Source organism: Burkholderia sp. SR8, assembly GCF_052851275.1.
In genome coordinates, this window is record NZ_JAULUC010000009.1 from 156047 (window position 1) to 179899 (window position 23853).

At 67.2% G+C, this 23853-nt stretch carries 27 protein-coding genes and 1 tRNA gene; 14 read left to right on the top strand and 14 right to left on the bottom strand.

All coding sequences use genetic code 11. The annotated features are described in order from the left end of the window. The first annotated feature begins 60 nt into the window (after nt 1-60). From livH to Q3A80_RS14415, 5 genes are all read left to right on the top strand, one after another. Entirely contained in the window at nt 61-987 is a 927-nt protein-coding gene (livH, locus tag Q3A80_RS14395) for a high-affinity branched-chain amino acid ABC transporter permease LivH (protein WP_006484734.1), read from the top strand. An 11-nt stretch (nt 988-998) separates the two neighbouring features. Further along, complete coding sequence (locus tag Q3A80_RS14400) at nt 999-2270, top strand: high-affinity branched-chain amino acid ABC transporter permease LivM (protein ID WP_446329638.1); 1272 nt, start codon at nt 999-1001, stop codon at nt 2268-2270. After that, nucleotides 2267-3040, top strand: a complete 774-nt coding sequence (gene livG, locus Q3A80_RS14405; RefSeq protein WP_446329639.1) for a high-affinity branched-chain amino acid ABC transporter ATP-binding protein LivG — start codon at nt 2267-2269, stop codon at nt 3038-3040. Before Q3A80_RS14400 ends, livG begins: the two co-directional genes overlap by 4 nt. Next, the gene (locus Q3A80_RS14410; RefSeq protein ID WP_011694813.1) at nt 3040-3741 is read left to right on the top strand and encodes an ABC transporter ATP-binding protein; all 702 of its coding nucleotides are present in this window, start codon (nt 3040-3042) and stop codon (nt 3739-3741) included. The genes livG and Q3A80_RS14410 overlap by 1 nt, the downstream gene beginning before the upstream one ends. Nucleotides 3742-3817: 76 nt before the next feature. Continuing rightward, nucleotides 3818-4168 (top strand): VOC family protein, encoded by a 351-nt coding sequence (locus Q3A80_RS14415; protein WP_446329640.1) that lies wholly within the window; start codon nt 3818-3820, stop codon nt 4166-4168. Nucleotides 4169-4198: 30 nt separating this feature from the next. Here Q3A80_RS14415 and Q3A80_RS14420 read toward each other — a convergent pair whose 3' ends face one another. The 3 genes from Q3A80_RS14420 to Q3A80_RS14430 all read right to left on the bottom strand — a co-directional run bounded on the left by Q3A80_RS14420 (nt 4199) and on the right by Q3A80_RS14430 (nt 6899). After that, entirely contained in the window at nt 4199-4606 is a 408-nt protein-coding gene (locus Q3A80_RS14420) for a DUF2000 family protein (protein WP_446329641.1), read from the bottom strand. A 44-nt stretch (nt 4607-4650) separates the two neighbouring features. Further along, nucleotides 4651-5514: an AraC family transcriptional regulator gene (locus Q3A80_RS14425; protein ID WP_446329642.1), complete on the bottom strand. Its 864-nt coding sequence runs from the start codon at nt 5512-5514 to the stop codon at nt 4651-4653. 83 nt (nt 5515-5597) lie between these two features. Beyond that, nucleotides 5598-6899, bottom strand: coding sequence for an aspartate aminotransferase family protein (locus Q3A80_RS14430; RefSeq protein ID WP_446329643.1), 1302 nt, complete (start codon nt 6897-6899; stop codon nt 5598-5600). A gap of 76 nt (nt 6900-6975) precedes the next feature. Here Q3A80_RS14430 and Q3A80_RS14435 point away from each other — a divergent pair, with 76 nt between their 5' ends. Further along, nucleotides 6976-7860, top strand: coding sequence for a LysR family transcriptional regulator (locus Q3A80_RS14435; protein ID WP_446329644.1), 885 nt, complete (start codon nt 6976-6978; stop codon nt 7858-7860). Nucleotides 7861-7896: 36 nt separating this feature from the next. Here the strand turns inward: Q3A80_RS14435 and Q3A80_RS14440 are convergent, their stop codons facing one another. Then, nucleotides 7897-8319, bottom strand: coding sequence for a VOC family protein (locus Q3A80_RS14440; RefSeq protein WP_446329645.1), 423 nt, complete (start codon nt 8317-8319; stop codon nt 7897-7899). A 260-nt stretch (nt 8320-8579) separates the two neighbouring features. Here Q3A80_RS14440 and Q3A80_RS14445 point away from each other — a divergent pair, with 260 nt between their 5' ends. The 5 genes from Q3A80_RS14445 to Q3A80_RS14465 all read left to right on the top strand — a co-directional run bounded on the left by Q3A80_RS14445 (nt 8580) and on the right by Q3A80_RS14465 (nt 13675). Then, a complete protein-coding gene (locus Q3A80_RS14445) occupies nt 8580-9479 on the top strand; it encodes a LysR substrate-binding domain-containing protein (RefSeq protein WP_446329646.1) in 900 nt (299 codons plus the stop codon). 162 nt (nt 9480-9641) lie between these two features. Then, nucleotides 9642-10391 (top strand): SDR family NAD(P)-dependent oxidoreductase, encoded by a 750-nt coding sequence (locus Q3A80_RS14450; protein ID WP_446329647.1) that lies wholly within the window; start codon nt 9642-9644, stop codon nt 10389-10391. 74 nt (nt 10392-10465) lie between these two features. Continuing rightward, nucleotides 10466-11794 (top strand): MFS transporter, encoded by a 1329-nt coding sequence (locus Q3A80_RS14455; protein WP_446329648.1) that lies wholly within the window; start codon nt 10466-10468, stop codon nt 11792-11794. A 40-nt stretch (nt 11795-11834) separates the two neighbouring features. Continuing rightward, on the top strand, nt 11835-12680 hold the full coding sequence (locus tag Q3A80_RS14460) for a transketolase (protein ID WP_446329649.1): 846 nt from the start codon (nt 11835-11837) through the stop codon (nt 12678-12680). Further along, a complete protein-coding gene (locus tag Q3A80_RS14465) occupies nt 12677-13675 on the top strand; it encodes a transketolase family protein (RefSeq protein WP_446329650.1) in 999 nt (332 codons plus the stop codon). Before Q3A80_RS14460 ends, Q3A80_RS14465 begins: the two co-directional genes overlap by 4 nt. A 156-nt stretch (nt 13676-13831) precedes the next feature. Here Q3A80_RS14465 and Q3A80_RS14470 read toward each other — a convergent pair. Continuing rightward, nucleotides 13832-13916, bottom strand: a tRNA-Leu gene (locus Q3A80_RS14470). Between the two features lie 160 nt (nt 13917-14076). Between Q3A80_RS14470 and Q3A80_RS14475 the strand changes: the two genes are divergently transcribed. Next, a complete protein-coding gene (locus Q3A80_RS14475; RefSeq protein WP_446329651.1) occupies nt 14077-15402 on the top strand; it encodes a leucine-rich repeat-containing protein kinase family protein in 1326 nt (441 codons plus the stop codon). Between the two features lie 57 nt (nt 15403-15459). Here the strand turns inward: Q3A80_RS14475 and Q3A80_RS14480 are convergent, their stop codons facing one another. The 8 genes from Q3A80_RS14480 to Q3A80_RS14515 all read right to left on the bottom strand — a co-directional run bounded on the left by Q3A80_RS14480 (nt 15460) and on the right by Q3A80_RS14515 (nt 20833). Next, nucleotides 15460-16089, bottom strand: coding sequence for a LysE family translocator (locus tag Q3A80_RS14480; protein WP_446329652.1), 630 nt, complete (start codon nt 16087-16089; stop codon nt 15460-15462). An 86-nt stretch (nt 16090-16175) separates the two neighbouring features. Further along, on the bottom strand, nt 16176-16352 hold the full coding sequence (locus Q3A80_RS14485; protein WP_446329653.1) for a hypothetical protein: 177 nt from the start codon (nt 16350-16352) through the stop codon (nt 16176-16178). Nucleotides 16353-16383: 31 nt separating this feature from the next. Beyond that, nucleotides 16384-16830: a copper chaperone PCu(A)C gene (locus tag Q3A80_RS14490; RefSeq protein WP_446329654.1), complete on the bottom strand. Its 447-nt coding sequence runs from the start codon at nt 16828-16830 to the stop codon at nt 16384-16386. Nucleotides 16831-16882: 52 nt separating this feature from the next. After that, entirely contained in the window at nt 16883-17248 is a 366-nt protein-coding gene (gene copC / locus Q3A80_RS14495) for a copper homeostasis periplasmic binding protein CopC (protein ID WP_446329655.1), read from the bottom strand. Between the two features lie 223 nt (nt 17249-17471). Then, nucleotides 17472-17849, bottom strand: a complete 378-nt coding sequence (locus Q3A80_RS14500) for a DUF2946 domain-containing protein (RefSeq protein ID WP_446329656.1) — start codon at nt 17847-17849, stop codon at nt 17472-17474. A gap of 131 nt (nt 17850-17980) precedes the next feature. Further along, entirely contained in the window at nt 17981-18475 is a 495-nt protein-coding gene (locus tag Q3A80_RS14505) for an SRPBCC family protein (protein ID WP_446329657.1), read from the bottom strand. 57 nt (nt 18476-18532) lie between these two features. Further along, the gene (locus Q3A80_RS14510; protein ID WP_446329658.1) at nt 18533-18835 is read right to left on the bottom strand and encodes a 2Fe-2S iron-sulfur cluster-binding protein; all 303 of its coding nucleotides are present in this window, start codon (nt 18833-18835) and stop codon (nt 18533-18535) included. Nucleotides 18836-18940: 105 nt separating this feature from the next. Continuing rightward, nucleotides 18941-20833, bottom strand: a complete 1893-nt coding sequence (locus Q3A80_RS14515; RefSeq protein ID WP_446329659.1) for a sigma-54-dependent Fis family transcriptional regulator — start codon at nt 20831-20833, stop codon at nt 18941-18943. 192 nt (nt 20834-21025) lie between these two features. On the opposite strand from Q3A80_RS14515, the gene Q3A80_RS14520 reads away from it, so the two are divergent. After that, entirely contained in the window at nt 21026-21298 is a 273-nt protein-coding gene (locus Q3A80_RS14520; RefSeq protein WP_446329723.1) for a DUF2964 family protein, read from the top strand. Between the two features lie 243 nt (nt 21299-21541). Continuing rightward, nucleotides 21542-21829, top strand: a complete 288-nt coding sequence (locus tag Q3A80_RS14525) for a DUF1488 domain-containing protein (RefSeq protein ID WP_014898618.1) — start codon at nt 21542-21544, stop codon at nt 21827-21829. 315 nt (nt 21830-22144) lie between these two features. Here Q3A80_RS14525 and Q3A80_RS14530 read toward each other — a convergent pair whose 3' ends face one another. Then, nucleotides 22145-23446, bottom strand: a complete 1302-nt coding sequence (locus Q3A80_RS14530) for an NCS2 family permease (RefSeq protein WP_446329660.1) — start codon at nt 23444-23446, stop codon at nt 22145-22147. Nucleotides 23447-23853: the final 407 nt, after the last annotated feature.

Genomic DNA, 23853 nt, shown 5'->3' on the forward strand with positions numbered 1-23853 from the left:
TGCCGAACGCCGTGATCCGGCGACGGCATGCGTCCCAATGCCAACGGGAGCTTCCCGCACATGACTGACTTCTTTCCTCAATTCGCCCAGCAGCTGGTCAACGGCCTGACGCTGGGTGCGATCTATGCGCTGATCGCCATCGGCTATTCGATGGTCTACGGCATCATCGGCATGATCAACTTCGCCCACGGCGAGATCTACATGATCGGCGCGTACGTGGGCCTGGTTACTCTCACCGCAATCGGCATTTCCGCCGGCTATCCGCTGCCGCTCGTGCTCGGCGCCGCACTGATCGTGTCGGTGATCGTGACGGGCCTGTACGGCTTCGCGGTCGAACGCGTCGCGTATCGCCCGCTGCGCGGCGGCCCGCGCCTCGTGCCGTTGATCTCCGCGATCGGCATGTCGATCTTCCTGCAGAACTACGTGCAGATCGGCCAGGGCGCGCGCGACGTGTCGGTGCCGGTGCTGATCTCCGGCGCGTTCGACATCCATCTGGGCGGCGACTACGACGTGACGATTCCGTATGCGCGTCTGCTGATCGTCTGCGTGACGATCGTGCTGATGATCGCGCTCACGCTGTTCATCTCGCATTCGCGGATGGGCCGTGCGTGCCGCGCGTGTGCCGAAGACATGAAGATGGCGAACCTGCTCGGCATCGACACGAATCGCGTGATCTCGTTCACGTTCGTGCTCGGCGCGATGCTGGCGGCCGTCGGCGGCGTGCTGATCGGGCTGACGATCGGCAAGCTGAATCCGTACATCGGCTTCGTCGCGGGCATCAAGGCGTTCACCGCCGCGGTGCTCGGCGGGATCGGCAGCATCCCGGGCGCGATGCTCGGCGGCGTGCTGCTGGGCCTCGCCGAAACCTTCGCCGCAGGCTACATGCCGGCCGAGTACAAGGACGTGGTCGCGTTCGGCCTGCTCGTGCTGATCCTGCTCTTCCGTCCGACCGGCCTGCTCGGCAAGTCGGACATCGAAAAGGTCTGAGGGAGACGCAGATGAGTCAAGTCCTTTCCGTTCGCCGCCCGGCCGCCGACGCATCGGTCGGCCAGGCGCTGAAGAATGCAGTGGCCGCCGCGCTTCTGACGGCGATCCTCACGATCCCGGTGCTCGGCCTGCAGCTGAAGCTCGACGGCTATCAGGTGGTGCTCACGCCGCACTGGCGTCCGGTGTGGATCGCGGTCGCGGCCGTGTTCCTGTTCCAGCTGTTCAAGCCGTGGCTCGTGCGCGCGAAATCGGCAGTGAAGCTGCCGGCGATGCCCGCGATGGGCGCGCAGCAGCAGCGCGTGATCATCTGGGTGATGCTCGCGGTCGGCCTCGTATGGCCGTTCTTCGGTTCGCGCGGTGCAGTAGACGTCGCCACGCTCGCGCTGATCTACGTGATCCTCGGCCTCGGGCTGAACATCGTGGTCGGTTTCGCGGGGCTGCTGGATCTCGGCTATGTCGGGTTCTACGCGGTCGGCGGCTATACGTACGCGATGCTGAACCAGTATTTCGGGCTGTCGTTCTGGGAGTGTCTGCCGATCGCGGCGATCGCCGCGGCGACGTTCGGCTTCCTGCTCGGCTTCCCGGTGCTGCGCCTGCGCGGCGACTATCTGGCGATCGTCACGCTCGGCTTCGGCGAAATCATCCGCCTGCTCGCGAACAACCTGACGAGCCTGACCGGCGGCCCGGACGGCATCTCGAGCATTCCGAAGCCGACGGTGTTCGGCTTCGAGATGGCGCGCTCGGCGAGCGTCGAAGGCGCGAAGACGTTCCATGAGCTGATCGGCCTCGAATACAGCGGCGAACACATGGTGATCTTCCTGTACCTGATCGCGCTGGTGCTGGTCGGCTTCACGCTGTTCGTGACGAGCCGCCTGATTCGCATGCCGATGGGCCGCGCGTGGGAAGCGTTGCGCGACGACGAGATCGCGTGCCGTTCGCTGGGTCTCAACCCGACGCGCATCAAGTTGTCGGCGTTCACGCTCGGCGCGGCGTTCGCCGGTATCGGCGGTGCGTTCTTCGCCGCGCGTCAGGGCCTCGTGAATCCTGAATCGTTCACCTTCATCGAATCGGCGCTGATCCTCGCGATCGTCGTGCTCGGCGGGATGGGCTCGCAGCTCGGCGTGATTCTCGCGGCGATCCTGCTGACCGTGCTGCCGGAAGTCGCGCGCGGCTTCGCCGAGTACCGGATGCTGATCTTCGGTCTGGTGATGGTGTTGATGATGATGTGGCGTCCGCAGGGCCTGTTGCCCGCGAGCCGTCCCCACGTGGAGCTGCCGCAATGAGCGCGAATGCAGAACTGTTGAAGGTCGCCGGGCTGCAGATGCGCTTCGGCGGGTTGCTCGCGGTGGACGGCATCGATTTCGACGTGCGCCGCAACGAGGTCTTCGCGATCATCGGGCCGAACGGCGCGGGCAAGACCACGGTGTTCAACTGCGTCGGCGGTTTCTACAAGCCGACCGGCGGCGACGTCGTGCTCGACGGCCACGCGATTGGCGGGCTGCCGAGCCACAAGATCGCGCTGAAGGGCCTGGTGCGCACGTTCCAGAACATCCGGCTGTTCAAGTCGCTGACGGTCGTCGAGAACCTGCTCGTCGCGCAGCATCGCAAGGTGAAGTCGGGGCTGTTGCCGGGCCTCTTCTCGACGCCCGCGTATCGGCGCGCCGAGCACGAAGCGCTCGAACGCGCGGCGGTATGGCTCGACCGGATGGGGCTGAAGGCAGTCGCCAACCGGCCGGCCGGCACGCTGTCGTACGGGCACCAGCGGCGTCTGGAAATCGCGCGCTGCATGATCACCGAGCCGCGCCTGCTGATGCTCGACGAGCCGGCGGCCGGCCTCAACCCGCAGGAAAAGATCGAGCTACAGCACCTGATCGACAAGCTGCGCCGCGAGTTCGGCGTATCGGTGCTGCTGATCGAACACGACATGAGCCTCGTGATGGGCGTGTCGGACCGCATCCTCGTGATGGAGCACGGCCGGCCGATCGTGATCGGCACGCCGGAAGCGGTCCGCAACGACCCGCGCGTGATCAAGGCGTATCTGGGGGAAGAGTGATGCTGAAGCTGGAACAGGTCCATACGCACTACGGCGCGGTCGAGGCGCTCGCGGGCGTGTCGATCGAGGTGAACAAGGGCGAGATCGTCACGCTGATCGGCAGCAACGGCGCCGGCAAGACGACGCTGATGATGACGGTATGCGGCACGCCGCGCGCATCGTCGGGCCGCGTGCTGTTCGAGGGCAACGACATCACCGCGATGTCGACGCACCAGATCATGCGGCAGGGGATGGCGATCTCGCCGGAAGGGCGGCGCGTGTTCCCGAGCCTGACGGTGCTCGAGAACCTGAAGATGGGCGGCTTCTTCGCGAGCCGTCACGAGATCGACGACGGCATCGAGCACGTGTTCAAGCTGTTTCCGCGTTTGAAGGAACGCGCGACGCAGCGCGCCGGCACGATGTCGGGCGGCGAGCAGCAGATGCTCGCGATCGGCCGCGCGCTGATGAGCAAGCCGCGCCTGCTGCTGCTCGACGAGCCGACGCTCGGCCTCGCGCCGCTCGTGATCGCGCAGATCTTCGATATCATCCGGACGATCCGCGACGAAGGCGTCACGGTGTTCCTGGTCGAGCAGAACGCGAACAAGGCGCTCGGTGTGGCCGATCGCGGCTACGTGCTCGAAACGGGGCGCGTGGTGCTCGCCGACACGGGCGCGAACCTGCTCGCGAACGACCGGATCAAGCAGGCGTATCTCGGCGGCTGAGGCAGGACGCCGCCGGCCTGCAACGGGCCGGCGGCCTGTGATTCTGCCGGGTTCGTGGAACGTGCGGAGGAACGTGATGAAAGTCAAACGCATCGTCGCGAACGTCGACACGCAATCGGTCGACGACGCGAAACGCTTCTATCAGCAGATCTTCGGTCTCGACCTGCTGATGGACCTCGGCTGGATCGCAACCTACGGCAACACCGAGCGGATGAGCGTGCAGATCAGCTTCGCATCGCAGGGCGGGTCGGGCACGCCGACGCCCGACCTGTCGATCGAAGTCGACGACCTCGACGAAGCGCTCGCGCGCATCCACGCGGCACGTATCGCCGTCGAATACGGCCCGGCCGACGAACCGTGGGGCGTGCGGCGCTTTTTCGTGCGCGATCCGTTCGGCAAGCTCGTGAACGTGCTCGTTCACCGCTGATCGCCAACGCGGCGGCGTTGCACGGCGGGTTCACCCGTGCAACGCCAGTCCCTTCACCGCCTTGTCCACGGCCTTCTTCGGGCCGTGCAGCGCGAGGCCGACCAGATCCAGATTCGCCGCATCCTCGGCGCGAAACGCTTCGCGGTTGGCCGCATCGTGCCCGGTCGAAAACATCGCGCGGACGTACGGCACGATCGTCACATCGCGCGACAGCGCGTGCCGGTGCGCCGCCTGCAGGCCGTTCAGGTCGGCCGCGAATACCAGCATCGGCTGGCCCAGCATGCGGCCGTAGCGGTTGCCCGCCGCATCTTCGTAAGGCTCACCGAGCGCCTCGGGTGCGCCGGCCGCGACGCCCGTTGCGAGAAACGCGACCACGTTGAGTTTCTGCCACGCCGCGAGATCGTCGCGCACGATCAATGCCACTTTCGTATCGAACATGAGTGCTCCTCGTTGAAGCACTGATGATCGGATACCGGGTGCGATCAGTCTGGAACGTTCGTGCACATCCGCCGATACGCGGCCGGCGTCATCCGGTACGCGCGACGGAACCAGCGGCCGAGGTGGCTCTGGTCGGCGAAACCGACGTCCGCAGCGGCCTGCGCCGGCGTGCGGCCGGCCGCGAGCAGCCGCCGCGCGGCGCGCAGGCGCAAGCGTACGAGATACGCGTGCGGCGACGTGCCATATGCGCGCTGGAACAGCCGCGTGAGCCGAAAACGGTCGATGCCGGCCAGTTCGGCGAGTTCGTCGAGACCGGGATTGCCGTCCATCCGCGCGTGCAGCAGGTCGCGCACGCGGGCAATCGCGGGCGGTACGTCGCCGGCGCCGACGCTGCCCGACAGCGACTTGCGCACCTGATCGCCGAGCCGCGTGAGCAGACGGTCGAGCGTCTGGTCGCGCGCGAGCTTGCCTTCGTTGCCGTGGATCGCGAGAAATGCGTGGCGGATTGCATCGACGAGGCTGCGATCGTCGACGAGCGTATGGCCGAACGCGGCTTCGACACCGCCCAGGCCGGGAAGATTCACGCGGCGCGCCGCACGCTCGACCCATGCCTGCGGCAGGTACAGCATCGAATACGTGAAGCCGCCGGCTTCCGGCGCATGACCGTCGTGCATCGCGCCGGGCTCGATCAGGATCGCGCGGCCCGGCACGCTCGTATGCAGCGACCGATGGCACTGGAAACGCTGCACGCCTTGCTCCGTGAAGCCGATCAGCATGTCGTCGTGATCGTGAGGGTCGTACGCATGGCCGCTGAAATGCGCGCGCAGGCTTTCGATCCCCGTTTCCGGATCGCGGCGCGCGACCAGCCAGTGCTGGTTCGTGCCGTGGTCGTGTGCCGCAGTCGCCATCGCTTGCCTCATCGCCCGTCCTTGCCTGCCGGATAGTGTACGCAGATCGTCCGTGCGCCGTGCGGCATCGGCGGGCGGCGGCGCTACAGCGCGCGCTTCAGCGCCTGCTCCAGCAGCGACAGCCCGAGTTCGATTTCCGCTTCGCTGACCGTCAGCGGCGGCGCGATCCGGAACACGCCGCCCATCCCGGGCAACTGCACGATGTTCATGCTGAGCCCGAGGTTCATGCACTCGCGCGTGATCTTCGCGCCGAGCCCGTCCGCCGGTTCCTTCGTCCGCCGATCCTTGACGATCTCGACGCCGAGCAGCAGCCCGCGTCCGCGCACGTCGCCGATGCAGTCGAAACGCTCCATCAGGTCGAGCAACCCGCGCCGCAGGCGCTCGCCCATCGCGTTCGCGCGCTGCACGAGGCCGTCGCGCTGCACGACGTCGAGCACGCGCAGGCCGACCGCGGCCGGCAGCGGGTCCGACACGTGCGTCGTATAGAACAGGTAGCCGAGCTCGTGTGCGCGTTCCTCGATCTGCGCGGACGTGACGACCGCCGCGAGCGGCAGCCCCGCGCCGAGCGTCTTCGACAGCGTAAGAATGTCGGGCGTCACGCCGTCGCGCTGGCACGCGAACATCGTGCCGGTGCGGCCGACGCCCGTCTGCGCTTCGTCGAGGATGAGGAGCATCCCGCGTTCTTCGCACTTGCGCTTGAGCGCCGCCATGTAGCCTTGCGGCAATTCGATGATGCCGCCCGAGCTGAGGATCGGCTCCGCGATGAACGCGGCGAGGTTGCCGCTCGACTGGCGGTCGATCAGGTCGAATGCGTAGTCGAGCTCGGCGAGATAGTCGTAGCTGCCGTTGCGCTCGAAGCGCGGCCGGTACGTGAACGGCGCCGGAATCGCGAACGAGCCGACGGCGGCCGGGCCGACTCCCTTGCGGCCGGCGCTATACGTGGCGGACGCCGCCGCACCCGTCATCCCGTGCCACGACTGCGCGAAGCCGACGATCTCGTACTTGCCGGTGACGAGCTTTGCCATCCGGATCGCCGCCTCGTTCGATTCCGCGCCGGTGCTCAGCAGCAATGCGCGATCGAGGCCCGGCGGCGTGATGTCGGCGAGCCGCGTCGCGAGATCGACGACCGGGCGCGACAGCATCCCGCTGAACAGGTGATCGAGCTTGCCCGCGTATTCGCCGATGACGGCGACGATCTCCGGATGGCTGTGTCCGAGCACCGCGCTCATCTGTCCCGACGTGAAATCGAGGATCGCGCGGCCGTCCGCATCGTAGACGAAGCTGCCTTGCGCGCGCTCGACGATCAGCGGCTCGAACGTGCCGCCGTAGCGGATCAGGTGCTGCCTGGCGTTGCGCCAGAAGGTTGCGTCGTCGTTCAGGGACATCGGGATGCTCCGGGCAAGGGCAGGGATCGCTTGCAGTCTAGGCGCCGGTCTGGTTTTATGGAAACGAATAGTTCTTATGCAAGGTAGAAAAGGAGCTAATACCTTGGCACGTTCGCTCGACATCGACCTGCTGCGCTCGTTCGTCGCCATCGCCGAAGTGCGCGCGCTCAGCCGCGCGGCGGCGCGGGTCGGCCGCACGCAGTCCGCGCTCAGCCAGCAGATGCGGCGGCTCGAGGAAGTCGTCGACCAGCCGCTGTTCCAGCGCACCGGGCGCGGCGTCGTGCTCACGCATCCCGGCGAGCGGCTGCTCGTGCATGCGCAGCGCATCCTGCGGCAGCACGACGAGGCGATGGCCGATCTGTGCGGGACCGGGTTGTCGGGCACCATCCGGTTCGGCTGTCCGGACGATTACGCGCAGGTGTGGCTGCCGGCGCTGCTGCGGCAGTTCTCGAGCCAGCATCCGCACGCGATCGTCGAGGTCGTGTGCGGGCCGACGCCGCGGCTGCTCGAGCAACTGGACAAGCGGGCGGTCGATCTCGCGATGATTTCGTTGCCGGACGACGGCGCAACCGACGATTTCATCCGCCGCGAACAACTGGTGTGGATCGGCTATCCGGGGCTCGATGCCGCGCAGTTCGATCCGTTGCCGCTCGCGCTGTCCGATCCCGATACGCTCGACCACATCGCGGCGTGCGAAGCGCTGGATCGCGCCGGGCGCGGTTATCGCGTCGCGTATGCGAGCAGCAGCCTCGCGGGATTGATCGCGCTGGTGCGTTCGGGGCAGGCGTTCGCGGTGATGACGCAAACGGCGGTGCCCGGCGATCTGGCGATCGTCGCCGGCGATCGCGGGCTGCCGCCGCTGCCGGCGGTGGGCATTACGCTGCGGTTCGACCGCAAGCGGCCGTCGCATCTGACGGCCGCATTCGCCGAGCATATCCGTGCGGTGTTGCCGGTGCTGTGACGGCTAGCCGCGCGTCGCGCAACGTCGCGGCCTGCGTCAATCGCCCGGCATCAACGCGGGATTGAAGACGATCTCCCACAGATGTCCGTCCGGATCCTGGAAGTACCCTGAATAACCGCCCCAGAACGTCGCTCCGGCCGGCTTCACCAGCCGCGCACCGGCAGCGAGCGCCTGCCGCATCACGTCGTCGACTTCGCGCTCGCTCGATACGTTGTGCCCGATCGTGAACTCGGTCGCGCTGCGCGCCGTCAACGGCAGCCCCGCGTCGTGCGCGATGTTGCCGCGCTCGAACAGCGCGAGCTTCAGTCCGCTCTGGAAGTCGAAAAAGGCGACCGCGCCGTGCTCGAACTCGGTGCCGACGATGCCTTGCGTCGGCAAGCCGAGCCCGTCGCGGTAGAACGTCACGGCGGCGTCGAGATCGTCGACGCCGAGGGTCAGCACGCTGATTGCGGGTTTCATTGCGGATTCTCGATCGGGTTGGGTGGCGATACGGAAACGAAAGGTTATCCGCGTTTGGCGGCGCGTGGAACCGGCATATCGATCCATTGGGAAGCGCGGCCCCATCGTGCGTTTTGCAGCGCGCGACACGCACATTCGCGACGGCTGCCGGCCGGCGCTCTAGAATTGACGCCTGATCGACCGGGACGCCGCTGCGCGGACGATGTTCCGATATCGCGGCCGGCCTGTCGGGCGAACCGCTCTCTTCAACGGATTCCAACATGCGCATTCCACCGCTCAAGGCGATCATCGCATTCGAAAGCGTGGCCCGGACCAAAAGCGTCAATCGCGCGGCGGATGAGCTCGGCTTGACCGCGTCGGCCGTGAGCCACCAGCTCAGCAACCTCGAATCGCAGATCGGTCAGCCGCTGTTCCAGCGTTCGGGGCGCGGCCTCGTCCTCACGCCCACCGGCGAACGCTATCTGGCCGACGTCACGGGCTCGCTCGCCGACCTGAGCCGCGCGACCGAGCGCGCGTCGAGCCGCACCGAGGTCGATATCCTGCGCGTGCATTCGAGCCCGAGCTTCGGGCTGATGTGGCTGCTGCCGCGGCTGTCGTCGTTTCAGGAGGCGAACGGCGATATCCAGCTGAACCTCGCGTGCTCCTACGAAAACGTGTCGTTCTCGAACGGCTTCTACGATATCGACGTCCGTCACGGCTACGGCAACTGGGACAACCTCGAGGTGAAGACCGTGCGCGGCGAATTCATCGCGCCGCTCGCGTCGCCGCAGTACCTCGAACGGCATCCGGTGCACGCACCGGAAGACCTGCTCGCGCATCGTCTGATCTATTCCGAAACGCCGCTGGTCCAGTGGAAGCAGTGGTTCGGCCGGACGGGCGTACCGCTTGCCGCGCAGAAGACGTTCGACTTCTCGTTCGACCGCTCGTACATGTCGCTCGAAACGGCTGCGCTCGGGCTCGGCATCGCGCTCGAAAGCCTGATGCTCGCGTCGGTGAAGATTCGCGAAGGGCTGCTGGTGCCGGTGTTCGATCACACTCATGCGGTCGAAGTCGGCGCGCATCACCTCGTTTACCCGCGGCAGAACGCGGAGCTGCCGCGCGTGAAGCGCTTTCTCGCGTGGATCGAGCGGGAGGTGGCCACGCAGGGCCGCGCGAGCTGAGCGCCGCGCATCCGTCCCGCACGCAATATTGCGTTGCAGCACGCCGCGCCGCAGCGCGCGGCGACATCTGAAATTTTCTCAACTATGGCTGAGTGTTTCCGCGTTGATGCAGGTGTCCGGCGAGCCGACACTCTGCACACACATCAACACAGGAGACGACCGATGTTGCTCGACCAGAAGACCATCATCGTGACCGGCGCCGCATCGCCGCGCGGTATCGGCAAGGCCACGGCGCGCACGCTGGCCGCCCACGGCGCGCGCGTGGCGATCCTCGACCTGCGTCGCGAAGACGCGGAGGCCGCCGCCGCGGACCTCGGCCCGGGCCATCTCGGGCTCGCGTGCGACGTGACCGACCGCGACGCGTGCGTGGCGGCAGCCCGCGCGACGCTCGAGCGCTTCGGCCGCATCGACGGCCTCGTGAACAACGCCGGCATCACGCAGCCGGTGCGGACGATGGAGATTTCCGGACGCGACTTCGACGCGATCGTCGACGTGAACCTGCGCGGCACGCTGTACATGTCGCAAGCGGTGCTCCCGGCGATGAAGGAACAGCGCGGCGGCAGCATCGTGTGCATGTCGTCGGTGTCCGCGCAGCGCGGCGGCGGCATCTTCGGCGGCCCGCACTACAGCGCCGCGAAGGCGGGCGTGCTCGGGCTGGCGAAAGCGATGGCGCGCGAATTCGGCGCGGACCACATCCGCATCAATTCGATCACGCCGGGCCTGATCCAGACCGACATCACCGGCGACAAGCTGACGCCCGCGATGCGCGACGACATCATCAAGGGGATTCCGCTCGGCCGCCTCGGCGATGCCGGCGATGTGGCCAATGCGTGCCTGTTCCTGCTGAGCGACCTGTCGAGCTACCTGACGGGCATCACGCTGGACGTCAATGGCGGGATGCTGATCCACTGACAACGGTGCCGCGACACGCGCGGCGCCGCCCATCATGCACCCGGGACAACCCGGGGCCGTGGCAGGAGACAAACATGAGAGCAAAGTACCCCGCATCGCCGGTTCAGCCGGAGATGATGCTGCAACGGGACGATGCGCAGACGTTCGAAGCGGCCACCTACGCCAAGGTCGCGCGCCGGCTGATCCCGTTCCTGATGTTGTGCTACCTCGGTGCCTATCTGGACCGCGTCAACGTCGGCTTCGCGAAACTGCAGATGCTCAGCGACCTGCGCTTCAGCGAGACCGTGTACGGGATGGGTGCAGGCATCTTCTTTCTCGGCTACTTTCTGTTCGAAGTGCCAAGCAACCTGATCCTGCATCGCGTCGGCGCGCGCCGCTGGCTCGCGCGGATCATGCTGACGTGGGCCGTGATTTCCGCGAGCTTCGTGTTCGTGAAGTCGCCCACCGCGTTCTACGTGCTGCGGTTTCTGCTCGGCGTCGCCGAAGCGGGCTTCGCGCCGGGCGTCATCCTGTATCTCACGTACTGGTTCCCGTCGGCGCGGCGCGCGAAGGCGCTGTCGCTGTTCTTCATGGCGATTCCGCTCGCGGGGATCATCGGCGGGCCGCTGTCGGGCGCGATCATGCATTCGCTGCACGGCGCGATGTCGATGGCCGGGTGGAAGTGGCTGTTCCTGCTCGAAGCGCTGCCTTCGTTCGTGCTCGGTTTCGCGATCCTGCTGTATCTCGACGACGGCATCGACCGCGCGACATGGCTCACCGATGCAGAAAAGGCCTTGCTCGCGCGCAACGTGTCGGCCGATGCCGCGCACACGACCGCCCACCTGTCGATTCGCGCATTCGTGGCCGATCGCCGGCTGTGGCTGATGGCCGCGATCTATTTCTGCGTCGTGCTCGGGCAGTACGGCCTCACGTTCTGGCTGCCGACGATCATCCGCAAGGCCGGCGTCGCCGATCCGCTGTGGGTCGGCCTGTTCACCGCGATTCCGTATGCATGCGCAATCGTCGCGCTGCCGCTGATCGGCATCAGCGCGGATCGCCGCCGCGAGCGCCGCTTCCATCTTGCGGTGCCGATGCTGATCGCGGCGGCGGGTTTCGCGACGTTGCCGATGCTCGGCAGCGTCGGCGCATCGATCGTGTGCCTGAGCATCGCGTCGGCCGGCATTCTCGCGTCGTCGTCGCAGTTCTGGTCGCTGCCGACGGCGCTGCTCGGCGGGATGTCGGCCGCCGCGGGCATCGCCGCCGTCAACTGCGTCGCGAACCTCGCGGGCTTCTTCTCGCCGGCGATCGTCGGCTGGCTGAACGACCTGACCGGCAAGTCGACGGCCGGCCTCGTGTTCATCTCCGTTGCGATCACGGTTGGCGCGCTGCTGGTGTTCCTCGTGCCCCGATCCGTGAACCGCTGATTCGACCTGCATGCCTTCCGATCCAATACTGGAGTAATCGATGGATACCGAAACGATCCATGAAGCGGTCACGCTCGCCGAGCGCGCATACCGCATCCGCAGAAACGCCGTGCTGATGGGCGAAGTCCAGGGTCAGGGCTATGTCGGCCAGGCGCTCGACATCGCCGACGTGCTCGCCGTCGCGTACTTCGGCGCAATGCGCTATCGCCCCGACGATCCCGACTGGGAAGGGCGCGACCGCTTCCTGCTGTCGAACGGCCACTATGCGATCGCGCTGTATGCGGCGCTGTTCGAAGCCGGCATCCTGCCGGCCGACGAGCTCGAAACCTATGGCAGCGACGACAGCCGCCTGCCGATGTCCGGGATGGCGAGCTACACGCCGGGGATGGAGATGTCCGGCGGCTCGCTCGGGCAGGGGCTGACGATCGCGGTCGGCCGCTGCCTCGGTCTCAAGCGCAACGGCTCGGACGCATTCGTCTATACGCTGTTCTCGGACGGCGAACTCGACGAAGGGGCGATCTGGGAAGGGCTGATGTCGGCCGCGCACTGGAAGCTCGACAACCTGATCGCGATCGTCGACGTGAACAACCAGCAGGCCGACGGTCCGTCGACGCAGATCATGGCGTTCGAGCCGCTGGTCGACAAGCTGGACGCGTTCGGCTGGTATACGCAACGCGTGGACGGCAACGACATCGACGCAGTGAAGCGCGCGTTCGACAATGCGCGCCGGCATGACGCGCCGCAGCCGCGCATCATCGTCTGCGACACCAAGATGGGGTGCGGCGTGCCGTTCCTCGAAGCACGCGAGAAGAGCCATTTCATTCGCGTCGACGCGCACGAGTGGAAGCTCGCGCTCGATGCACTCGAAGCAGGGAGACACGCATGAGCACCGTCGACAACAAGCCGCGCCTGAAGACCTCCGCGATGATCGCGTCCATCGCGGCCGACGGGCAGGCGACGCGCGCCGCGCCGTTCGGCCATGCACTCGCGAAGCTCGCGCGCACGAACGGCAACGTGGTCGGCATGACCGCCGATCTCGGCAAGTACACCGACCTGCACATCTTCGCGAAGGAATTTCCCGAGCGCTACTACCAGATGGGGATGGCCGAGCAGCTGCTGATGGGGGCGGCCGCGGGGTTCGCGCACGAAGGGGCGCAGCCGTTCGTCACGACCTATGCGGTGTTCGCGACGCGCCGCTCGTACGACTTCATCCATCAGGCGATCGCCGAGGACAACCTCGATGTGAAGCTGGTGTGCGCGCTGCCGGGTCTTACGACCGGTTACGGGCCGAGCCATCAGGCGGCGGAAGATCTGGCGCTGATGCGCGCGATGCCGAACATGACGGTGATCGATCCGTGCGACGCGCTGGACATCGAGCAGATGGTTCCTGCCATTGCCACGCACAAGGGCCCCGTGTATGCACGCCTGCTGCGCGGCAACGTGCCGGCCGTGCTCGACGAATACGATTACCGTTTCGAACTCGGCAAGGCGAAGCTGCTGCGCGACGGCAACGACGTGCTGCTGATCTCGTCCGGGATCCTGACGATGCGTTCGCTCGAGGTCGCGAAGGCGCTCGAAGCCGACCGCATCGATGCCGCCGTGCTGCACGTACCGACGATCAAGCCGCTCGACACGGCGACCATCGTGCGCGAGGCGTCGCGCAGCGGGCGCATGGTGATCGTCGCCGAAAATCATACGGTGATCGGCGGGCTCGGCGAAGCGGTGGCGACCGCGTTGCTGGCGGCCGGCGTTGCCGTGCCGTTCCGGCAGATCGGGCTGCCCGATGCGTACCTCGCCGCGGGTGCGTTGCCGACGCTGCACGAGCGTTACGGGATCTCGGCCGGCGCGATGCGGGCGACTATCCGGTCGTGGGTCGGGTGATGGATCGACTCCGGGGCTGCGGGCGTTTCGCTTTCGTGCCGGCGGTTCCGCATTGAAATCGGGTCGTGTACGTGATCCCCGGAAACAAAAAAAACCGCGAAGCGTTGCGCTGTCGCGGTTTTCTGCATCTGTCCGAAACACGGTGAAAACCGTATCTGGTGCCGACGGCGAGACTCGAACTCGCACAGCTTTCGCCACTACCCCCTCAAGATAGCGTGTCTACCAATTTCACCACGTCGGCACTTCGGGACTGCTTCGGTACTGCAAGGGCCGCAATTCTAGCGTCACATTGCGCGTTTGTGAAGGGGGTATGACAGCGTTGCGCGGCCGCGGACGACGATCCCGGTAAAATTCGCCGGATCGATCCGACGAACATCGCAACCGGAACCCGTTTTCTCCCCGTGACGACCACTCTCGAACAACTGCGGGCCGGCCAGCTGGCGGGCGCCCGGCAACTGAAGCTCGCGTGCGGGCTGACCGAATTTCCGCGCGAGATCTTCGGCCTGGCGGACACGCTCGAAGTGCTCGACCTGTCCGGCAATGCGCTGTCCGCGCTGCCGGACGACCTGTCGCGGCTGCATCGGCTGCGGATCCTGTTCGCGTCCGGCAACCGCTTCACCGAATTTCCGCAAGTGCTCGGCACGTGCGCGCAGCTGGACATGATCGGCTTCAAGGCGAACCGGATCCGCACGGTGCCGCGCGGTTCGCTGCCGCGCGCGCTGCGCTGGCTGATCCTGACCGACAACGAGATCGACGAACTGCCGGCCGGGATCGGCGAGTGCTCGCGCTTGCAGAAGCTGATGCTCGCCGGCAACCGGCTGCGTGCGCTGCCGGCCGAAATGGCCGCGTGCCGCGCGCTCGAACTGGTGCGTCTGGCGGCGAACCGGCTCGACGCGCTGCCGGACTGGCTGTTGCGCCTGCCGCGCCTCGCGTGGCTCGCAACCGCCGGCAATCCGTTCGGCGCTGCGCAGCAGGCCGCGGCATCGGCCGAGCCGGGCGTCGCGAACATCGACTGGGCATCGCTCGCCTGCGAGCAGAAGCTCGGCGAAGGCGCATCGGGCGTGATCTACCGCGCGCAGTGGCGCGCGGACGGTCACGCGCCGCGAGCGGTCGCGGTGAAGCTGTTCAAGGGCGCGGTGACGAGCGACGGGCTGCCCGACTGCGAAATGGCCGCGTGCCTGCACGCCGGCCGCCACCCGAACATGATTCCGGTGATCGGCAAGGTGCGCGGTCATCCGGACGGCACGCACGGCCTCGTGATGGAACGGGTCGATCCGGCGCTGACGAACCTCGCCGGGCCGCCGAGCTTCGCGTCCTGCACGCGCGACGTGTATGCGGCCGACGCGCGATTCGCGCCGGCCGACGCGGCGCGGATCGCGCACGGCATCGCGTCGGTGGCCGCGCATCTGCATGCGCGCGGCATCATGCACGGCGACCTGTACGCGCACAACATCCTGCACGACGGCGCGGGCGGCGCGCTGCTCGGCGATTTCGGCGCGGCGTCGGTCTACGACGCGAACGACCGCGTGCTTGCGGCGCGGTTCGAACGGCTGGAGGTCAGGGCGTTCGGTTATCTGCTCGGCGAGTTGCTGGAGCGATGCGAGCCGCAGGCGGGGGCAGGTGCGCACGCGCTCGACGCGCTGGCGGCTGCGTGCTTGAACGAGGACATCGATGCGCGGCCGGCGTTCGACGAGATCATGGTCGCGCTGGACGCGGCGATGGACTGACGGTCCGGTTCGCGCGTGGGCGCCGGCAGAGTCGCGGCGCTGGCGCGTATGCGCCGCTTACGCCTGTCGTGCGGTCAGCAGCTTGATCCCGAGCCCGACGAACAGCAGCCCGCTCGCGCGCTTGGCCGCACGTACCCACGGGCTGACGCCGAAGCCGCGATGCAGCCGGCGCACGCCGAACGAATAGATGCTGTGCACCACGACGACGGTGCACGCGATCGTCGCGTACATCGCGATGAACTGCATCGCGAGCGGGCGGTCGTGCGTGATGAACTGCGGCATGAACGCCGACAGGAAGATCATCGTCTTCGGATTGCTGCCCGATACGAACAGCGCTTCGCGGAACAGCTTGCTGCGATCGGGCTCGACGATTGCCGTGCCGCCGTCAGCCGGGCGGCGATTGCGGTCGCCGCGCAGTTGCCGGATCCCCAGAATGATCAAATACGCAGCGCCGACGACTTTCATCGCGATGAACAGCGGCGGCATCGCGGCCAGCACCGCGCCGACGCCGAGCGCGACCAGCATGACGACCACGCCCTGCGCGACGAGATTGCCGGCGATCGTCGCGGCGGTGCCGCGCGAGCCGTAGCGCACCGTGTTGCGGATCACGAGCAGCACGTTCGGGCCCGGCGACAGCGTCGTCGCGAGATAGGCTGCGGCAAACAACATCCAGGTCTGAACGGACATGCGGCGCTCCGGAAGGCGGGTTCTGCGGTCGGGGTGAATCCGTGCATGATGCCACGGCGGCGCGCGGCTCACCCCGCCCCGTCGCGTCAACGCGTGTCGCGCAAGCAGTATGCGGCGATCGACGCCGGCGAATCGATCGCGGACGGCCGCGTCATCCACGCGACCCACGCCGCCCACAATCCGCAGACAATCAGCACGGCGAGATTCACCGGCGTCCGGTAGCGGACGATCCGGTGGGCCAGTCGCAAGCGTTCGTTGCTCATGTTCGTCTCCGTCGGTCGTGGCGTTGTGCCGCTACTGGCCCGTATAAGACGGCGCCTTCGCGTCGCAGGTCACGGACACCGTCGAGCCGTCGGCGAAATGCAGCGTGAACGGCACCTTCGCGCCGGGCGCGACCGGCTTGCGCGGATCCTCGAGCATCACGTGATAGTGCTTCGGCCTGAACGTCACCGTGCCGTGCGCGGGCACGTCGACCGCGTCGACGTGAACCATCTTCGCGGTGCTGCCGGCCGTCTGCGTTTCGTGGATCATCGCCATCCCGTACGCGGGCGTGTCGATGCCGGTCAGCGTGGCGGCCTTGTCGCCGCCGTTTTTCAGCGTGAAGTAGCCGGACGACGGCACCGTCGCCGGCATCGTGCGGATCCAGCATGCATCGGCCTGTACGGCCGACGCGGCGAAGGTGGCGGGCGCCTGCAGCGCGAGCATGGTGAACAGCAGGCTGGCCGGAATCGAACGTTTCATCGAGTGCTTTCCTTGTCGGGTATCGAAGATCGCCGCGCGGGCATCGTGTGCGTTACTTCACCGTGAACGTGTAGCGGCCCTGCGTGCGATGGCCGTCGGTCGCCACCGCGATCCACGCGACCGTGTACGTGCCGGCCGCGAGGTTCGCCAGCGCGACATGCATCCGCTTGCGGTTGCCGGCGTCGACTGCCGATTTGCCGTCGGCGACGGACTGGCCGTGGCTGTCGGTGACCGCAAGCGAGCTGAATGCAGGTTCGAGCGTTTCGCTGAAATCGATCGTGACCTCATGCGGCGCGCTCGACAGCGTCGCGTCGGCCGCGGGCTCGAGGGTTTTCGGATGCGCGTGCGCATGAGCGAGCTGGGCGACGACGAAGCCGAGTGCGACGAGTGCGCCGCGAACAATGGAAGTGGTTTTCATGGTCGAGTAGTCCGGTTGGAGATGACAAGGAGAACGATGCGTTCGACGCGTCGCCGCACGCGCTCGTGCGTACGGCCGCCGGAATCCGGCGAGCGCACGCACGGCACGATGCCGCGAGCAATGCGGTCGAACATGAGCGTCCTTCGAAACGTGGCACGACGGGCACGCGCATGCGCGTGCGGACGACGCGATGCGCGATGGCATCACGCGTTGTGACGACGAATCAGGACGCGAACGGCGGCGCGCGCGGTTGCGCGGCCGTCAGCGGCAGCGCGCGGCGCAGGCTTTCGAAGCGGGTCGCTTCGCGATGCTGGAGAGGGGGGATGCTGGCCGCGAACGTCAGTTCGGGCGCGGGGAGGGCCGGTGTATGCGCGAGCAGATTGCAATAGCCGCAAGCCTGCAAATGGGCTTGCAGGCGCTTCGATGAGCCATCGCCGATGTGGCCGGTATCCACCGGCCCGGCCGTGCAGTAACCGGCAAGCAGTGCGTCGACGCGGCCTTGCGTCGTCAGCGCCTGCGAGATCGTCGGCGCGAGCGTCGTCATCAGGATGGCGAGCATCCCGATCAGACTGACCAGCTTCCGGAGACGACGACTCAGCATGCGATGCGCGGCGGCGTATGGATCACGATGGAGCGGATTATGCCACGCACCCGCCGCGCGGGCATGCGGGCACGTGGATACCGGGAATGACGTGCGGAGTCGGCCGGACGGCGCGGCGCGGCGCGGCGCGCTTACGCGTGCTTCGCCAGATACTTCGCGATCAGCATCATCTGCGCGGCCCAGCCCTGATCGTTCATCTCGCGCGCCGTCGCACGGCGTGCTTCGATCAGCCGATCGAAACCCGTTTCGGTGACGGTCAGCCGCGTGCCGCCGTTCGCTTCCGCGAGCCCGAACGTGACGAGCGTCATCGGTTCGGACGCATAGTCGAAGTTCGGATCGATCGCGAACGGATGCCAGCGAAACGAGAACAGCTGCTGCGGCTCGATCCGGTCGACGACGATTTCGAACACGGCGCCTGCATAGGGCTCCTGCGCCTTCGCGACGTCGTCGTCGACGCGCGTCGGCGTGATGCGGCCGAACAGCGTCTGGCCAGCCACGAACGGGCCGTCGAAAGTCACGCCGAACCAGGTGCCGAATTCCGCGGCGTTGCTGACGGCTTCCCACACGCGCGCGAGCGGCGCGGCGAGCAATGCTTGTTTCTCGATGCGATCGGTCGACTGGGTCATGTCGTTCTCCAGGCAGGCATCATCGTTGCAGGACGGCGCACGGGCCGCGCGCCTCGTTCAGTCGATCATCTCCGCGTCGGGCACGTCCAGCACGACATCGGACGTCGCGACGGCCACGCACGGCAGCGTATAGCCGTCGGCCTTTTCGTCGCGGCTGAGGCCCGGCCATTCGATCGTGTAGCGTACGCTGCCGCTGACGATCCTGCACAGGCAGCTGCGGCACGTGCCGTTGCGACACGAGCGCGGCAGCCGGACGTGCGCGAACGCGGCGGCCTCGAGCAGCGTCAGCGAATCGGGCGCGTCGAACGTCGCGCCGAGCGGCTCGATGCGCACGAGAGGAGGGCGGTCGGGATCGGTCATGGGTCGAAGCGGGCGGCGGAGTGCCGACGATGCAGGGCAACGCAAGCGCCAAGCATACCCGAACGTGCGAGCGGCCGGCGCCCGGCGGGCAGCCGGCCGACGGCGTCAGTGCCGGCGCAGGTAGCGGTACACGGTATTGCGCGCCAGCCCGAGCTCGCGCGCGGCGGCCGACACGTTGCCGCCGTGCCGTGCGAGCACCGCGTCGATCACCGCGGCCTGATGGCTCTGCAGCGTCGTCGCTTCGCGCGTGGTGGCGGGCGCGGCATGCGCCGCGGGCGCGTCGTCGCAGTCGAGCCAGAAATCGTCCGGCAGGTGCGCGAGCGTGATTTCGGCTTCGTCTTCGGCGAGCATGCCGGCCGTGCGCAGCACGTTGGTCATTTGCCGCAGGTTGCCGGGCCAGCGGTGGCGCATGAACGCGTCGAGCACGTCGGCCGCGACGCGCGCCGGCATCGGCTCGCTGCGCGCGAGCCGCGCGAGAATCCGCTCGACCAGCACGGGCAGGTCGGTGCGCGCGGCGAGCGCCGGCAGCGTGACCGCGAGCCCGTTGATCCGGTAGAACAGGTCTTCGCGGAACGTGCCTTCGGCGATCATCGCGCGCAGGTCGCGGTGCGTCGCGCAGACGACGCGCACGTCGACCGGCACCGCGCGTGCACCGCCGAGCGGCATCACCGCGCGCTCCTGCAGCACGCGCATCAGCCGGACCTGTTGCGCGAGCGGCATGTCGCCGATCTCGTCGAGAAACAGCGTGCCGCCGTCTGCCTGCACGATCTTGCCGGGGCTGCCGCGCTTGCGGGCGCCGGTGAACGCGCCGTCCTCGTAGCCGAACAGTTCGGCTTCGATCAGCGAGTCCGGCAGCGCCGCGCAGTTGACTGCGACGAACGGGCCGTCCGCGCGCGGCGACGCGTGGTGCAGCGCTCGCGCGAGCCATTCCTTGCCGGTGCCGGTCTGGCCGAGGATCAGCAGCGGCAGGTCGCGTCCGCGGATCTTCGCGACGCGTTCGAGCACCGCGGCCATCCGCGCGTCGCCGGTGTCGAGCGTCGCGAACGTGATCGCGTCGGGATCCGGCGCCCGCGTGCGCGCGGCAGCGGGGGCGGGCGGCGTGACGGCGACGGTCGTCTTGTGCGCGTCGGCGAATTCGCCGCGGGCGAGCACGCGCACGCCGGTCGACAGCGTGAGCTGGAACGGTGCGCCGGCCGCGCGCGCCGCGTGCTGCGCCAACTGGCCGAAGTGCATGCCGAACAGCGCGTCGCAGCTCTGGTGCTGCAGTGCATCGAAGGTCGCGCCGAGCTGGAATTGCGCGCTGCGGTTCGCGGCGATCAGTCCGCCGTCGGGGCCGAATGCGACGAGGCCGGCGAACAGCGAGTCGACGCAGTCCTCGTGCGCGTGAAAGCGCAGCCGCAGCGCTTCCGCGCACTGGTTCGCGAACAGGTGGTTCTCGATCAGTTGCGCGGACATCCGCACCAGTGCGAGCGTATGGGGACTGAAGCCGCGCGGATCGCCGCTCACGTCGAGCGTGCCGAGCGTGCGGCCGAACGGATCGATGATCGGCGCGCACGAGCACGTGAGGATATGGTTCGCGCGCAGGAAGTGTTCGGCGCCGTGCACGGCGACGGCCTGGCCCGATGCGAGCGCGGTGCCGATCGCATTGGTGCCGCGTGCGCCTTCGGCCCACGACACGCCGGTGCACAGTGCGACGCGATTTGCTTTTTCGATGAAGTCTGCGTCGCCGATGCTGTGCAGGATCACGCCGTCGGCATCGGTGAGCAGCACGAGGCTTTGGGTGTCGGCGATTTGCGCGTGCAGGTTCTCCATCACCGGGCGGGCGTGCGCGAACAGTGCGTGGTTCGTGTCGAGCAGTTCGCGCAGCGCGAGTCGCGACAGCGGCGAGAAATCCGGGCGCTCGTTTGCGCGCAGGCCGACCGCGGTCGAACGGGCATGCGCCTGCGCGAGCAGGTCGGTGCGGCCCGCGGTGGCGGGCAGCACGAAAGATTGAGGCATGTCTTGTCTCCTGTCGGCCCCAGTTAGCGCTTTAGCGCTTACTGGGGCCCCATGCTTCGCGGTCCGCCCACTGTGCACCGCACCATCCGCCACGCGGGCCGCCGCCATCGATATCGCCTCATCATACAAGCGCCGCGCGCGTTGCGCGACCGCGTACAAAAACCCCTTGCTTTTAAGCGCCCGCCTGCAATCATGGAAATGGAGCACGCACGCGCCGTGTTCCGCATCGCAACATGCATGCGACGCGACATGCATCCGTTCGGGAGACGCATCATGGTTCGGACGGAACTGAGAGTCGTGCTGGCGGCCATCGCCACCTTCATCATGCTGGGCGGCATCGCCGTGGCGATCCACGGTCTGCTGTTCGATCTGACCAACGCGGTGCAGTACGGGGCGGCCGCGATTGCGGTGGGCGCCACGACCGCCGCGATCGCGCTGAACATCTGGCCCACCGATCCTCACTGACGCCGCCCGGCAAACGGTGCCGGAGTCGCGCTGGTCTGACGAAAATGCGCGTCGGAACGACGCATATCGCAAAATTTGCCTCCTGCGCGAAACCGTCTAAAGTGGAATGCAACCGGCATGCATTGTCCGCGCCATACCCCCGTGGATCGTGCCTCTGACGGCGAGCCCGCGTACATTTTCGTCCGGCCGGTAGCGGACGACGGACGCGGTCATTTGCTTTCTACCGGACGATAGGCGGCTCCCATGCAGATTCATTTCACGAATGAAAAACCCGAATATTCGGGGCGCGACCTGATGCTTGGATTTACGGCGCTGGTCAATGGCGAGCGCGTCCAATGTCAGATTACCGCCGAGGCGCTGGAGGACCATTTCGGTGCGGCATCGCCGCGCTTCGAGGACATGGTCGGTGCGTACGATCAGCACCGCGAGCGCATCGAGGCGGCCGCGCGGCGGCTGTTGTCCGAGACGCGCGCGCAATGCGTGACGCTGCGCAGCGGCTACGTGCGCTTCTACGAGGCGAACTGGCGCTGAACCGGACGACCGGCAGCGACGGAGCGGGCGCCGGATACCGGCGCCCGTGTCGTATCGGCACGCCCGATGCATCGAGCGGCGAGTACGCGCGGCCCGCGCCGGATGTTCGCGTATTCATTCTCGTGATCGGCGTTCCCCGATCTCGCCGGCCATTGCCGGAATCCATGTGCATCCCGCAGGCCGAGCGATTCGATTCGGAGCCCGCATCATTTACGGCGGGCACCGCCGACGCATCGCGCGCCACGCGTTCGCGCAAACGAAAACGCCACCCGAAGGTGGCGTTTTGTCATCGTGCCTTGCACCGACGCGCGTGCGTCACTCGCTGCCGAGGTAGAAGAAGCGGAACAGGAACACGGCCGCGATGATCCATACGATCGGCTTCACCGTGCGGCCCTGGCCCGTCAGCAGCTTCAGACCGCCGTACGCGATGAAGCCGAACGCGACACCGTTCGCGATCGAGTACGTGAACGGCATCAGCAGCGCGGTCAGCGCGGCCGGCACGGCTTCGGTCGCGTCGTCCCACGGCACGTCGACCATCTCGCGCAGCATCAGGCACGACACGTACAGCAGCGCAGGAGCCGTCGCATAGGCCGGCACGACGCCGGCGAGCGGCGCGATGAACAGGCACGCGAGGAACAGCACCGCGACGGTGATCGCCGTCACGCCCGTGCGGCCGCCGGCCTGCACGCCCGACGCGCTTTCGATATACGCGGTGGTCGACGACGTGCCGAGCACCGAGCCCGCGACGATCGCCGTGCTGTCGGCGAGCAGCGCCTTGTTCAGGCGGTTCATCTTGCCTTCGACGAGCAGGCCCGCGCGGTTCGCGACGCCCATCAGCGTGCCGGTCGCATCGAACAGCTCCACCAGGAAGAACACCAGGATCACGTTGATGATGCCGGTCGACAGCGCGGCGCCGATGTCGAGCTTGAACAGCGTCGCGTCGATCGACGGCGGCGCGGAGAACACGCCGTGGAACTGGTTGTCGCCGAAGAAGAACGACAGGATCGTGACGCCGATGATGCCGATCAGGATCGCGCCGCGCACGCGCAGGTGGTCGAGCGTGACGATCGTGAAGAAGCCGATGATCGCGAGGATCGTGTCGTGCTTGTGCAGGTCGCCGAGCGTGACGAGCGTGGCCGGGTTGCCGACGATCACGCCGGACGTCTTCAGCGAGATGATGCCGAGGAACAGGCCGATGCCGGCGGTGATCGAGATGCGCAGCGATTTCGGGATGCCGTTGACGATCGCCTCGCGCACGCGGAACAGCGTGACGAGCAGGAACAGGCAGCCCGAGATGAACACCGCACCGAGCGCGGCCTGCCACGTGAAGCCCATCCCCTTGACGACGGTGTACGCGAAATATGCGTTCAGGCCCATGCCGGGCGCGCATGCGATCGGGTAGTTCGCGTACAGCCCCATGATCAGCGACGCCAGCGCCGCGACGAGGCAGGTCGCGACGAACACGGATTCCTTCGGCATGCCGGCGTCGCCGAGGATCGCGGGGTTGACGAAGATGATGTAGGCCATCGTCAGGAACGTGGTGACGCCCGCGAGTATTTCGGTGCGGAAGTCGGTGCCGGCTTCAGCGAAGCCGAAATACCGCTTGATGGATTCCATGAAGGCGTTTCTCCGGTCGGGTTGTCGTGTTGCTTGTTGTTCGGGCCGAATTGTTGTAAGGGCAGCGCGAGGCCGGCCTACTGTAACCAGCCACTATTGCCACGCTATCGGCGGATTGTAATAGCGCGGATAGCTCTGACGATATAGTCGCGAGGCACGATCGGCGCGTTCGCGCGAACGGCCGGACAGGCCGGCGCGCGACGAAGGCGCGCATTTTACCGGTTCGGACGAAGCGGGCAGGCAAACGACGGAAGCGGCGATGGAAACGTTTCGATGACGCGGCGGACCGGGCCGGCCGATGCGCACGCAACGGCATCGCGCACGCCGCGCACGCAGCTGCCGCGCGAAGACATGCAAGCGATGCGACTGCACGGCGCATCCGCATGCAGGACGGGCGCGGGAAGCGG